The sequence below is a fragment of the Paenibacillus sp. RC84 genome (assembly GCF_041260495.1).
GTDB lineage: Bacteria > Bacillota > Bacilli > Paenibacillales > NBRC-103111 > Paenibacillus_F.
In genome coordinates this window covers 156,683-169,874 of the sequence record NZ_JBGBYL010000012.1, presented here as the reverse complement: position 1 = coordinate 169,874, position 13,192 = coordinate 156,683, and the positions used below count along the sequence as shown (strand labels likewise).

Annotated in this window: 6 protein-coding genes; 3 read left to right on the top strand and 3 right to left on the bottom strand. The window is 57.7% G+C overall.

Features of this window, described 5'->3' with window-relative positions; translation table 11 throughout:
- Window positions 1-199: 199 nt before the first annotated feature.
- The gene (locus ABH899_RS25445) at window positions 200-9,130 is read left to right on the top strand and encodes a GH36-type glycosyl hydrolase domain-containing protein (protein WP_370001487.1); all 8,931 of its coding nucleotides are present in this window, start codon (window positions 200-202) and stop codon (window positions 9,128-9,130) included.
- A 96-nt stretch (window positions 9,131-9,226) separates the two neighbouring features.
- Window positions 9,227-9,883, top strand: coding sequence for a spore coat protein (locus ABH899_RS25440; protein WP_370001486.1), 657 nt, complete (start codon window positions 9,227-9,229; stop codon window positions 9,881-9,883).
- 54 nt (window positions 9,884-9,937) lie between these two features.
- Here the strand turns inward: ABH899_RS25440 and ABH899_RS25435 are convergent, their stop codons facing one another.
- The 3 genes from ABH899_RS25435 to ABH899_RS25425 all read right to left on the bottom strand — a co-directional run bounded on the left by ABH899_RS25435 (window position 9,938) and on the right by ABH899_RS25425 (window position 12,104).
- Complete coding sequence (locus ABH899_RS25435) at window positions 9,938-10,708, bottom strand: YqcI/YcgG family protein (protein ID WP_370001485.1); 771 nt, start codon at window positions 10,706-10,708, stop codon at window positions 9,938-9,940.
- Between the two features lie 96 nt (window positions 10,709-10,804).
- Window positions 10,805-11,431 carry a LysE family transporter gene (locus tag ABH899_RS25430; RefSeq protein ID WP_370001484.1) on the bottom strand — a complete coding sequence of 209 codons (627 nt, stop codon included), beginning with the start codon at window positions 11,429-11,431 and terminating at the stop codon, window positions 10,805-10,807.
- Between the two features lie 82 nt (window positions 11,432-11,513).
- Window positions 11,514-12,104 (bottom strand): DUF1989 domain-containing protein, encoded by a 591-nt coding sequence (locus ABH899_RS25425; protein ID WP_370001483.1) that lies wholly within the window; start codon window positions 12,102-12,104, stop codon window positions 11,514-11,516.
- A 192-nt stretch (window positions 12,105-12,296) separates the two neighbouring features.
- Between ABH899_RS25425 and ABH899_RS25420 the strand changes: the two genes are divergently transcribed.
- Window positions 12,297-12,959 carry a phosphodiester glycosidase family protein gene (locus tag ABH899_RS25420; protein ID WP_370001482.1) on the top strand — a complete coding sequence of 221 codons (663 nt, stop codon included), beginning with the start codon at window positions 12,297-12,299 and terminating at the stop codon, window positions 12,957-12,959.
- The last annotated feature ends 233 nt before the right edge of the window (window positions 12,960-13,192 follow it).

The window sequence follows — 13,192 nt, the reverse complement described above, 5'->3', positions numbered from 1 at the left end:
TAGGGAAAAGCTAAACTGCGCAGGCAAGCGCAAGCATGCGGCATGAAGGCGAAACGGTTTCGTTCAAGGCCCGATCCTTCGGAGGATGCTTTCCGGCTCATAAAACCAGCCAAAGCTGGGAATAATTTAGTTGTCCCGGACTGTTTAGTTACACCGGACGAACAGTACACCTTTGACTAACTGATCTCCGGAGGAACCGATGACCTATACGAACGAACAACTCAGCCAAAAAGCGCGGGAACTTGCGCTGCAGCACGTAACGACCTTGCCGCGTACAAGGCCTGCTTATATTGAACAACATTTTAAGAAGGACATAGAAAGCTTAAGGGATTTTGTGCTTTCCCTCCAGACGGTTCATGCCGGCTGTACCCAACCGGCCGAGCAGTGGCTGCTGGACAATGCCGAATTTGTCGAAGAACAGGCCCAGGAAGTCAGGGCTCTGCTCCTTCAGGATGCACTGGGCCGCATGCCGAGACTGCGCGGGAACGGGCTTCTCCGCATTCAGTCTATGATGGAAGACTATTTGACGCATGTCGAGGGAATTTTGAGCGAGGAAACGATACTCGCTTATATTCAGGCCTACCAGGAAGTGAGCGCCTTAACGCTGACCGAAGCCCGTTCGGTGCCGCTCATTCTGCGCCTGGTCCTGGTGAAGAAGCTGGCGGAAACGATGGCTTTCGTCCGGGAGCGCCGCGAAGTCTGTATAGACGTCGGACGCATCCTTTCTTTGATCGAGCCTGCCGCCTTAAGCCCCGAAACGGTCCATCTCCAGGTGGAAAAAGCGGGCCTGACGATTCCTTTGCCGGGCCCGTGGATCGTCCATTTAATCAGCCATCTGCGGGAATGGGCCGGAGATACGGCTTCCGTCAGGGAATGGCTGATTTGCAGTTATGAGAACGGCGCGGAGGACCTCGACCGCATCGTTTCTTACGAGCATCAACTTCAGGCGGCTTATCAGGTCCGGGCAGGGAGCGTAATCACCAGTTTGCGTAAAAACGAGCGCTGGGACTGGAACGATCTCTTCGAGCAGATCAGTCTGCCGGACCGGACGCTCCGCCTAGAGTATACGGGCGTGTACCCGCTGCTCGACGCGTACAGCCGGAACCAGATTCTCGCTGAAGTGGAGCGGCTTGCCCGCCGTCTGCGGGTGCCCGAGAATCTGGTTGCCGGACAGGCGGCGGCGCTGGCCAGGGAAGCCGCCCGCGCCGGTTCCGGCAGCCTGGGTGCAGACGCCGCGCACGCGGACGGCCGGAGCGGCTCTTCGCTTGCGGCGGCAGGAATAGCCGCGGAAGCGGACGCTGCGTCCGGGGAGCAGGCTGCATCGGCACGAGCAGCGGAGGCGTCTGCCGCGCGATCAGCCGTGGAAGCGGGCTCCGCATCCGGGGAGCCACCTGCATCGGCACGAGGAGCGGGTTCGCTTCCGGCGGATCTGCCAGCCGCAGATACAGGCGAGTCTCTCCGCCAGCCGCAAATCCCGGCAACTGCGGCCGCTTCCCCGCAAAGCGATGTCCTTATTCTCCACGAGAATGGAGAAGTCACAGCGCCTCTGGCGGCGGGGGACCGCACCCGGCAGCAGTTTCCCTCCTATTATCTGTTCGAATCGGAAGGTGTGCAGAAGCTGATCGCCTCGCTGCGGAAGTGCAGCTCTCCCCGGACGATGCCGGAGAACGCTATATCCAAGCGCCCGAACGGCACCTATTTCGCCTCGATGCTCGGCTTGTTCGCCGTGCTCTGGCTAATCGCGGCCGTATGGATCGGAAGCGGGTACGGTTTGTCCGCTCTCGCCTGGGCAGCCGTCCTCGCAGCTTTGCTATTGCCCGTAAGCGAATGGGGAATGACCTGGCTGCATTTCGCCATTGAGCGGATTTGCCGTCCGCGTCCTCTGCTCCGGTATGATTTCTCCGCCGGTGTTCCGGCGGAAGCCGGCACGATGGTGGTTATACCGGCGATCTGGTCTTCGCCCGACGAGGTGGCGGAGCTTGCGGACCGCCTGGAGGTTCACTATTTGGCCAACCGCGATTCCAACATCCATTATGCGCTTTTAGGCGATTTTACGGATGCATCGGAAGAAACGCTTCCGGAAGATGACCGGCTGGTCCGTCTTGCGGAGGACAAAATTCGTGCGCTTAACGAGAAGTATTCCGCGGCAGGCGGAACGACGTTTCATTTTTACCAGAGGCGCAGGCTTTGGAATCCACGTGAGGGAGTGTATATGGGCTGGGAGCGCAAACGCGGCAAACTGGTCGAATTCGTGGAGCTGCTGAAAGGCAGCGGCGAGACCAGCTACGCGGTAAAACTCGGCGATGCGTCCGTTCTTCCGCGCATCCGCTATCTGATCACGCTGGATGCGGATACGCAGCTTCCGATGGGCAGTGCGCAGCGGATGATCGGAACCCTGCATCTGCCGTACAACCGCCCCCGCTTGAACAAAGCCCGGACACGGGTCGTGGAGGGCTACGGGGTGCTTCAGCCGCGCATCGGGATCAGCCACGATTCGGCGATGCGCTCGCGGCTGGCGTATTTCTGGTCCGAGCCGGGCATGGACCCGTATGCGTTCGCGGCTTCGGACCCTTACCAGGATGCGCTGGGCCAGGGTATTTTTACGGGGAAGGGCATCTTCGATGTCGATGTGTTTGCCGAACTTCTGTGCGAGCGGATTCCCGATAATACCGTACTCAGCCACGATTTGCTGGAAGGCGGTTTTATGCGCGCCGCGCTGTTGTCCGATATCGAGCTGATCGACGATCATCCGGCCAAGTTTGTTTCCTACCAGAAACGGCTGCACCGGTGGGTGCGTGGAGACTGGCAGCTTGTGTGCTGGCTTTTTTCCCGTATCTGCGACCGACGGGGTGTGCTCCGGCCCATTGATTTATCTTTTCTGACCCGCTGGCAGATACTGGATAACCTGAGGCGGAGTCTGCTTCCGCCTGCGGTGTTCGTCCTGCTCGTTCTCGCCTGGACCGTTCTGCCGGGATCGCCGTGGCGCTGGGCCGCTGTGCTGCTGGCGACGATGTTTCTGCCGCTGCTGCGGCAGCTGTTTATGCTCCACCGGATTTACAGGCAGCCTAAACGGCTGCTGGCGACGGCCCTGCACGTTGTTATCCAGATCTGGACGCTGCCTTTTCAAACGGCTGTGCTGCTGGATGCGATCGGCAGAACGCTGTACCGGGTGTTCGTCAGCAAGCGCCGGCTGCTGGAATGGACCAGCTCGTCGCATATCGAGCGAAGCAGCCGGGAACAGCGGCGCACACCGCTTCTTCAAACGGGATGGGGGTATGTGCTCATTCTCGTGTTTGCGCTCGCTTCGGCTGTACAGGCCTCGGCGTCCCTGTTGTGGGCGGGCCTTGCGCTAAGCTTGTTCTGGGCGCTGGCCCCTCTGGCTGTCTCCTGGCTGGACCGGCCTGTGGAGCGGGAGGAAGCACCGCTTGGAGCGGAGGAACAGGACAAGCTCCGGGTGCTGGCTAGACAAATCTGGTCTTTTTATGAAGACTATGCCGGTCCAAAGGATCATTACCTGCCCCCGGATAACATCCAGGTAGACCCGCCGAACGGAGTGGCTCACAGGACGTCTCCGACCAATATCGGCTTTTTGCTGACTTCGGCGCTTGCGGCACGCGAATTCGGTTTTATCGACACTCCATCGCTGGTTGAAAAGCTGGAAAATACGATCGGGACGGTCGAAAACCTGGAGAAATGGCACGGTCATTTATACAACTGGTACGACACGCTGACCTTGGGAGTTCTTCCGCCCGCCTACGTGTCCACAGTCGATTCGGGCAACTTCGTCGCAAGTCTGATGACGGTCAAACAGGGTCTGGCAAGCTGGCTGCGGCAAGAAGGGGAAACGCAAGGCCGCTTTACGGGAATTAGCCCGGCAGAAGCAGGGGCCTACGAGGTGGAATTTGCTGTCGATTTGGATCAGACTCCGCGCGGAGAATCCGCGTTGAACGGGATTGACGGAAAAGCCGGAGAAGGCAGGGAAGACGGCAAAAACGACAAAAACGGCAAAAACGGCATAGATGGCAGAGGCCGGGAGGGCCAAAATCTCGGAAACGGCGGCTACCGCCCGGCAGTCCTGACGGCCGAAGGAAACAGGTTTGAGCAAGCGGGTCATGAGGCCCCGTCGAATCTTCCGGATTGGCTGACCCGAGGGCAGCAGCTTGTACAGCGGCTCGAAGCGCTTATCGCGGCGACCGATTTTACGCAGCTTTACGATCCTAAGGCCAAGCTCTTTGTTCTCGGGTATCATGGCGCGACAGGGGAGCGGGACAGCATTTTGTACGATCTGCTGGCGTCCGAGGCGAGGCAGACCAGCTTCGTCGCGATCGCGCTGGGCCAGGTGTCCGTATCCCACTGGATGGCGCTGGGCCGCACGGTCAAGCTCCAGGGGAACGAGACTACGCTGATTTCGTGGTCGGGCACGATGTTTGAGTATATGATGCCGTGGCTCATCATGCGGACTTACCGCAATACGCTCTGGGACAGCACTTACCGGGGCGTCGTCAAGCGCCAGATGGAATACGCGCATGAACGGGGCGTCCCGTTCGGCATTTCGGAATCGGGCTATTACGCGTTCGATTACCAGATGAACTATCAGTACCGGGCATTCGGTGTGCCGGGCCTGGGATTCAAGCGGGGACTGGAAGAGGATCTTGTGATCGCGCCTTATGCGGCGGTTATGGCGCTTCCGTTTGCCCTCCGGGAAGGGCTGGAGGACCTGAACCGGATGGAGGAGCTTGGAGCAAGGGGAAAATACGGCTTCTACGAAGCGATTGATTTTACGGCGGACCGAATGCCGCGGGGGGAAGACTGCAAAATTATCCGCAGCTTTATGGCCCACCACCAGGGCATGAGTTTGCTGACAATCGCGAACCTGCTTCTCCCAGTTAAAATGTACGATTATTTTCACAGCGACAAACGCGTCCAGGCGGCCGAACTGCTCCTGATCGAACGCATTCCGCCGCGCGAGTCGATGCTGACCCGGGAATTGACGGGAAAGTCGCGTATTCAAAAGCCGGTGGCGGAACGCGCTTATTCCGCGCTGGAAAACATAGCGGCCGACACGCCGGCCCCGGAAGTGGGCGTCCACTCCAACGGGACGTTCACGACGGCCGTTACCAACAGCGGAAGCGGGTTTATCCGCTGGAACGGACTGGCCGTTTCCCGATGGAGGGAAGATCCGGTCGGAGACCCTTGGGGCGTGTACCTGTACATCCGCGATGTTACCCGGGAGAAGGTATGGTCCCCCACCTTCCAGCCCTGCCGCGTTCCTTCGGACTCTCAGAGCGTACGCTTCTCCCAGGAGAGGACAACTTTCCGCCGAGAGGATGACGGCATACAGACCGTGCTTGAAATTACGGTCTCGCCCGAGATGAACGCGGAAGTCCGGCGGCTGACGCTGGAGAACAAAAGCAGCGAGGCCCGCATCGTCGAAGTGACGACGTTTCTGGAAATCGCTCTGGCGCTGCCCGATGCGGACAAGGCTCATCCGGCTTTCACGAAGTTGTTTGTCGAAACGCAGTTTGAGGAGGAGACAGGCTGCCTGCTTGCCCGCAAGCGTCCGCGGAATGCGGGAGAGAAGTCGATTTGGGCTTTCCACAACTTGTCGGTCTTCGGCGCTGTTCTCGGACCGGCCGAATTCGAGACCGACCGGGCCGCTTTCATCGGCCGCGGTCATTCCCTTGCGAGGCCGAAAGGACTCGCTTCCCGCCTCGAGGGTACGGTCGGTTCCGTCGCCGATCCGGCTTTCGTCATGCGCCGCCGCATCAGCCTCAAGCCGGGCGAGAGCGTCCGTCTCTGCGCGGTTACGGGCGTCGCGGATTCGAAGGAGCAGAGCTTGAACATGGTCCGGCAGCTTTTTCAGGCGCAGCAGGTGGACAGAACCTTCCGGCTCGCCTGGACCCGCAGCCAGATCGATTTGCAGCATCTGCATATCACGCCGGCGGAGGCCGCCGTTTACCGGGCGTTGGCGGGCCGCGTGCTTTATAGGGGGCCGTTCAAGCCAGAACAGGCGGAAAACATCGCCGTCAACAGCAAAGGACAGCAGGGCCTGTGGACTTACGGAGTTTCCGGCGACAGGCCCATCGTGCTGGCGAGAGTTGCCGACAGCGCAAATCTGCCGTTCGTGCAGAAGCTGCTGGGGGGCTTCGAGTATTTGCGGCGGCACGGGCTGTTTTTCGATCTCGTGCTGTTTAACGAATCTCCGGGCGGGTATCAGCAGGAGCTGAGGGATGCGCTCGTACGCTTGTCGGAGCAGGCAGCCGGAAATGCGGGTGCCGCCGGTCAGGGAGGCATCCATGTCGTTCCCGCTTCCGCAATGCCCGAAGAGGACCACACGCTGCTGCTCGCGGCGGCGCGGGTCGTTCTGCGTGCGGACGGGCCAAGCCTGCGGGCGCAGCTGAAGATCTGGCGCCGGAAGGATGCCTACGATGTGCCGCTGCCGGTTACGGCGGGGGAAGCGCCGGCTCCGCTCAGGCCGGATGCGTCCGCAGTCTCCGGTGCGGTCGGGAATACGGATGGGGCCGCGGATACTGCCGTGGATACTGCCGCGGGCATATCCACAGTCCCCGGCACAGCCGAGGATGCGACCGCAGCAACCGATATCGCCACAGGCACAACGGCCGCTTCCGGCACAACCGCCTCGGCGCAGGCCAAGGACACGACCGCTGCACAGGTCACGGGAACGGGGCAAGATTCCGGCGCCCCCTTATTTTTCAACGGGTGGGGTGGCTTTTCCCCGGACGGCCGGGAGTACCGGATCACGCTCAAAAACGGGGAGCATCTCCCGGCTCCATGGATTAACGTGATGGCGAATCCAAGGTTCGGCTGTCTGGCCTCCGAACTGTACACGGGATACACGTGGTGGCGCAACAGCCGGGAGTGCAAGCTGACCCCGTGGTCGAACGATCCCGCCCTGGACCCGCGGGGCGAAGTCTTCTATATCCGCGATGAACAAAACGGGGATTTTTGGCAGATGGCGCCTTCCCGGCGGCAAGATGATCCGTCCGTTTACCGGGTGGCTCACGGCAGGGGATATTCGCGCTACGAGCATGAAAGCCGGGGAATACGGCAGGAAATGACGGTATTCGTTCCGCTGGAGGACCCCGTCAAGATTATCGAAGTGAAGCTGCGAAATACAACATCGCATAGTAAATCCTTGTCCGCTACCTACTATGCGGAATGGGTGCTGGGCGTCCAGCGGGAAGGGAACGCCTCCTTCATTATGACCGACTGGGATGACGAAGCGGACAGCCTGCTCGCCCGAAATGTGTATCAGGAAAATTTCCGGAATGCCACCGCCTTCTTAACGGTGCATGCCGGCGAAAGCAGCCTGTCCTGGACGGGCGACAGGCTTGAATTTATCGGCCGCAACCGGACGATTGAAGATCCGGCCGCGATGAGGCGGCTCGATCTGTCGGGCGTGACCGGTCCCGTTTATGACGGATGCGGGGCCGTGCGGACGAAGTTCCGACTGGAACCGGGCGCCGAGCGAACGGTCTATATTCTTCTGGGCTGCGGGGATTCCCGCGAAGAAGCGGTGCGGATAGCCCGCAAGTACAGGGAGCCTGATGCTTGCATGGCCGCTTATGAGGCTGTTTGTACGTTCTGGGAAGACTTGCTTGGAACCGTGACCGTGTCCACTCCAGTGCCGGAAATGGATATGATGCTGAACCACTGGCTTCTCTACCAGACATTGGCTTGCCGGATGTGGGCCCGTACCGCATTCTATCAGGCGGGGGGAGCCTACGGGTTCCGGGATCAGCTCCAAGATTCGCTGGCACTGCTGAACAGCCGTCCGGACCTGACCCGTGCGCAGATTCTGCTTCACGCTTCTCATCAGTACGAAGAAGGGGATGTCCAGCACTGGTGGCACGAGGAGACGCACCGCGGTATCCGTACCCGTTTTTCGGATGACCTGCTGTGGCTCCCTTACGCCGTGTCCCGGTATATCGATCATACGGAAGACAGGAGCATCCTTGACGAAACTGTGCCGTTCCTGGCCAGCAAACCGCTGGAAGCGGATGAACACGAACGCTACGAGGAAACGGTCCTGTCCGGCAATAGCGGCACGATCTTCGATCACTGTCTGCGGGCGGTAGACCGCGCTCTGAAATTCGGGGAGCACGGGCTGCCTCTGATCGGCATCGGCGACTGGAACGACGGCATGAGTATGATCGGCCCCGAGGGGCGGGGAGAGAGCGTCTGGCTGGGGTGGTTCCTTGGAGATGTCCTCCAGGGAATGGCCGATCTTTGCGAACTCCGAGGAAAACAAGAACTCGCCGAGCGATTCCGAAGCCGGCGGGAGAAGCTGGCTGCGGCGCTGAACGAAAGCGCCTGGGATGGCCAATGGTACCGCCGCGCCTTCACGGATGGCGGTCAATGGCTCGGATCGATCCACAATGCGGAGTGCCGCATCGATTCCATCGCCCAGTCATGGTCGGTCATCTCCGGCATGGCTCCGGATGATAGAGCCCGCCAGGCCATGAAATCATTCGACCGGGAACTTGTCGACCGCAGCTTGTCCGTCGCCCATATTTTGACGCCTCCGTTCGACAAGACCGACCCGAGCCCGGGATATATCCAGGGGTACCCTCCCGGTATCCGGGAAAACGGCGGCCAGTATACGCACGGTGTGATCTGGAGTATTGTGGCCTGGTGCGGTCTCGGCAATGGGGAAAAGGCGCTTGAACTGTTCCAGATGTTCAACCCTATCATGCATACCAAAACAGCGGCGGAGGTCCGGAAGTATGTCGGTGAGCCTTATGCCATGGCTGCCGATGTGTACACGGAGCCGCCGCACAGGGGACATGCGGGCTGGACCTGGTATACCGGTGCCTCCGGATGGATGTACCAGGCGGGGCTGGAGTGGATTCTCGGCATTAGACGCCGAGGGGCGAAGCTGTACATCCGCCCTTGTATTCCTCCGGAATGGCCGGAATTCTCGGCGGTATACCGCTTTGGGGAATCCGAATACCGGATCACGGTCCTTAATCCGTCGCGGAAATCAAGCGGTTGTACACGGCTGACGATCGACGGACAGGAGGCGGACGGAGATTTCTCCTCCGGTGAAGGTCCGTTCGTTCCGCTGACAGACGATAACCGGCTTCACGAGATTGTTGTGACTTTGTAATCCGGAGAGGGAGAAAGAAAGTCCCCCTCATAAAAAGAGGATTCAAAACCTAAACTATTCAAGTTGTTAACCATCAACTAAGCGGAGGGATTCCACATGCAGCAGCAAAATTATTTCAACAATCAGAATCAGCAAGGAGCGCCTAACTTTAACCACGGGGGCCACGAATTTTTTGACATGCACGAGGTGCTTTCCGGCACCATCAATGTGCTCGACCAGTTCATGCTGTTCCGGACTTTCGTTAAAGACCCGGAACTTCTGAACATCCTGGACCGCCAGTACAGCTTTATCCTCTCCCAGTACAACCTCACCGCGGAGTGCTTCGCGACAGGCCAGAAGCCAAGTCATGAGACGGCCACGTACATGATGCAGCAGCCGACCAACATTCAGTACGGCATCAAGCCGAGCCAGCCCAAGAAGCCGAACCAGTCCCTGGCGGACGTGAAGGACGCGGGAATCAGCGGCCATATGCTCGGACTGATCAAAACGCACGCGTCTCTTCTGACGATGTCCGCCGTTGAAGTCACGAATCCGGTCGTCCGCCGCGTTCTTGCTTCCCAGGTTCAGAATTTCATCGAACTGGCCTATGAGATTTTCCTGTACCAAAACAAACATGCGTACTATCAGGTGCCTCAGCTTCAGCAAAACGATATGCAGAGCATGCTGAATACGTTTATTCCGGCGCCAGGCTACCCGCAAACACCTGCCGGCCATCAAGCCAACCAGGCGAATTTCGCTCCGCGCTACCAGTAAACATACAAGAAACCCGGTTATGGTTTGCGTTAAAACCATACCGGGTTGTTTTTTTTATTTATGAAAAGGTTCGTTATTTTTTAACTGATTTCTCATCGCCATGAACGGGCACCGGGAAGGAGACGTTTCATCGTTCCGCAGGAAATACTGTTTCCACTCCTGATTGTCCTGCTGTCCGTACCATTTTAAGGAGGCATGCACCGGCACGTCATCATAGTCCGCGAGTTTTTTGCGGATTATTTTGCTGATATTCCGTCCGAACGCAGTCGTTTCGTTGATCTCATCGAAAACCCAGCGGGGCTGGAATGCCACAAGGAACGAAGAGAAGTGCCGGCTTTTGCGCTGCCCGTGCGCAGGTGTCGCGCAGAAGGCGAAATAAGGCTGACCGGCGAAACAAAATTCCCACTTGGGCTTCGCAGGGTCCTGCGGAATATCCTCGGGCCAAGGGGCCGTGTCTTTGTCGTGCAACCGGCTGAGGAGGGACCAGAACAAGGTTTCGTACTCAAGAACGTCCGCGTGATTTTTCAAGTCCTCCGGGGTTTCGAAAAAAACAACAAGCGAGGCGTATTTTCCCGTTTCGCGCGAGCAGCTCCCATAGGCGTTCAGAAGCTCGGCCGTATCGGATACAGCTTGGGCAGACCGGGGATCGGGCGCAAAGCCGTACCGGAGATTATTCGTGACGTACCCTAGGTGTCCGGGCACACAGGGGTACTTGTTCTCAGGGCCCGCGATCATCGCGGCGAATTCCCCGAACGCCGTCCGCTGCCATTCCGGAAGATCCATTCTGTTCTCCTCGATCCAGATCTTACTGCGGAGTTCCGCCATCTCTTCATCCCCTCTCCACACCATGCAGTGTATGAGATCGGATTGGAATAGGTGAATGCCCCTGGAGATTCCGGGATTACCGGAGGTAAACGAGGGTCAGCCCGCAAGCATCAGAAGAGCCTGATAGCCGAAGTAAAGCCCGAACAGAATCAGCGAAATCCCGGCCAGCAGGGAAGTGATCTGAAGAATCAGGCGGTTTCCGAACCGGTGGAAGGAGCTTGCGATGAGGGCTATCGAGACATCCCAGACCATAATGCCGACAAATACGCCGAGGCTTTGCCAAAGCGCCTGGCCGGCGTCGTCATTCTGCGAGCTTTGGGCAAGAATGGAGCCGTATATACCCAGCCAGAAGAGAATGGTCAAGGGGCTCGTCAGCGCGATAAAAAAGCCGGACCGGAAAGAGCTCATTTCGGAAGGAGACTCCCGCATTTCGCCGCTTTCCTTCAGCTTGAGACTTTTCAGGGTCACGATTCCCGTGTATAGAAGAACAAAGCAGCCGAACAGCCACAGGAAGGTTTTCATAAAGGGGGTATCGAGGAAATGGGCAACGCCGAAATAAATCAGCAGCATGTAAAAAAGATCGGCAACCATAGCGCCCGCTCCGACCAGCCACGCGTGAACAAAGCCGAAGCGGACCCCTTTTTCCAGTTGGGCGGCATTGACGGGGCCTGCGGGCGCGGATAACGATATGCCGAGCACGACATAGGCCAAGAAGGCATTCAAAAAGCAACACTCCCCTTAGAGATGGATGACAGGTACAAGCGTACAAGTCATTGTATTCAGGGGATGTCCCGCTTAGAATAATTTACAAAATTTGGACTTCGATCGGCGTGCAGACGTAGCCGTTGCAGATGCTTTCCGAAGCCGGACAAGCCGACATCGCGACCAGCAGATCCGTTTCCGCACGCAGGTCCACGTAATCTCCGGCCTTGGACAGCGGTCTTTTGACGCTGATGGAACCGTCCGGCTGTATAACCGTGTGCATAAACAAATTGAACGGATAGTGCTGTTCCGGAGGTTCGATGCCGAACTGGGCGATGGCCCGGTTCAAGTTGTGGTAACAGCACGCATGATCCTTCTTCTGGTACGTGAACTCGTACATTTCCGGCCGGCAGGCGGAATTGATAAAATCGTGCTGGCCCACCGTGTCGGCCACAATGGTGAGCAGCGGCGTATAGCGGGTGGAATACAGGATGTCCCCGGGTGTTACTTTCATTTTGCGCAGAGCATCCATCGTGACGGTCGGGTCGAACTTCTCCGCGGGATTGTCCGCCCGGTAGGCGACGATATCGGCAACCTGCTCGCCTTCTACGTCCGTGATCCGCACGGTCTGGCCTTTGCCTAGCCGGAATCCGAGCCCTTCGGTTGCGGGAATCCGCCATTTTTGCGTGGACAAAACGGGTCCTCCTCTGTATGGAAAGATTTTATTAGTATGGCTTGGGTTCCGTGGAGGTATTCGCCAAGGTTGGCCGCAGTCGAAGTCGGGGCCGGAAGAAAATAGGGGCCGAACGGTTGTATTTGCACTCCGTTTTCCGCCTTTAAAGGGAAGGGGCTGACGCCCTGAAAATATAAAGGGGAGTGAATATAAATGGCCTATACTTTTTCAACGGTCACCGCATCCAACGGAGTAAAGCTCTATTCGATTAAAACGAGTCCCAAAAACATTACCATCAAGTCCATCGGCGCATCGAGCGTTGTCGGACAGACGGCTTACGGGGTGAACGGCGGGTATTTTTACGACGGGACTTTGCTGCAGATTGCGGTGAACAACAATATTCCCGTGGCGCCTAACGGCAGCGAGAACGCGAAGTATGCCCGAGGCACGCTGGTATGGGACGACAAAAACGGAGAGTTTTCCGTTCAAGTCGTTCGTAAGACGGACGAAATTCTGGTCGCTAACAAAAGCAATTACTGGGCGCAGGGCGGCATCAGCATGATGCTGAAAAGCAGCGAGTCCGCCTGGAAAACCCAGGCCGCCGCGGAGAATATCCAGAACCCGGACGGCGCGGCCAACCGGACCGCCCTCGTGTATAACAACACGAACAATATTTGGCTGATCGTGACCGATTCGAAGCCGACAGCGGCCGCTTTTCGTACCGCGATCAAAGAGAAAATCGGCTCCGGAACCCTGGTGGACGGCATTTTCCTGGACGGAAGCGGCTCCTCGCAGTATAAAGTGGCCGAAGGCTCCTACGGCGGTTCGGATGCCACGCCGCGGCTTGTTTATCAGATGGTCGCTTTGAAGAGCTGATATATATGTAGATTTTTTTAACTCGTGTCTAAATTAATTAATTTTTCTTAATAATTCTCTTAAAAAATCCAATTAATTCCTTAAAAGACTCCAAGTAAACGCTTTGAGTCTTTTTTTTCTTTACAAATAACGAAAATCACAAAAGAGTCACTTAGCAGAGTTAGATAATCGGAGCAAAACGGAGGAAAATTTTAGTAAACGTGTGATGTATTCGCTTTATCGGATGATGTAAG

What these genes read in the sequence shown, in the direction of transcription:
- ABH899_RS25445 (WP_370001487.1), top strand. Translation starts at nt 200, where the DNA reads ATGACCTATACGAACGAACAACTCAGCCAAAAAGCGCGGGAACTTGCG.
- ABH899_RS25440 (WP_370001486.1), top strand. Translation starts at nt 9,227, where the DNA reads ATGCAGCAGCAAAATTATTTCAACAATCAGAATCAGCAAGGAGCGCCT.
- ABH899_RS25420 (WP_370001482.1), top strand. Translation starts at nt 12,297, where the DNA reads ATGGCCTATACTTTTTCAACGGTCACCGCATCCAACGGAGTAAAGCTC.
- ABH899_RS25435 (WP_370001485.1), bottom strand. Translation starts at nt 10,708, where the DNA reads ATGGCGGAACTCCGCAGTAAGATCTGGATCGAGGAGAACAGAATGGAT.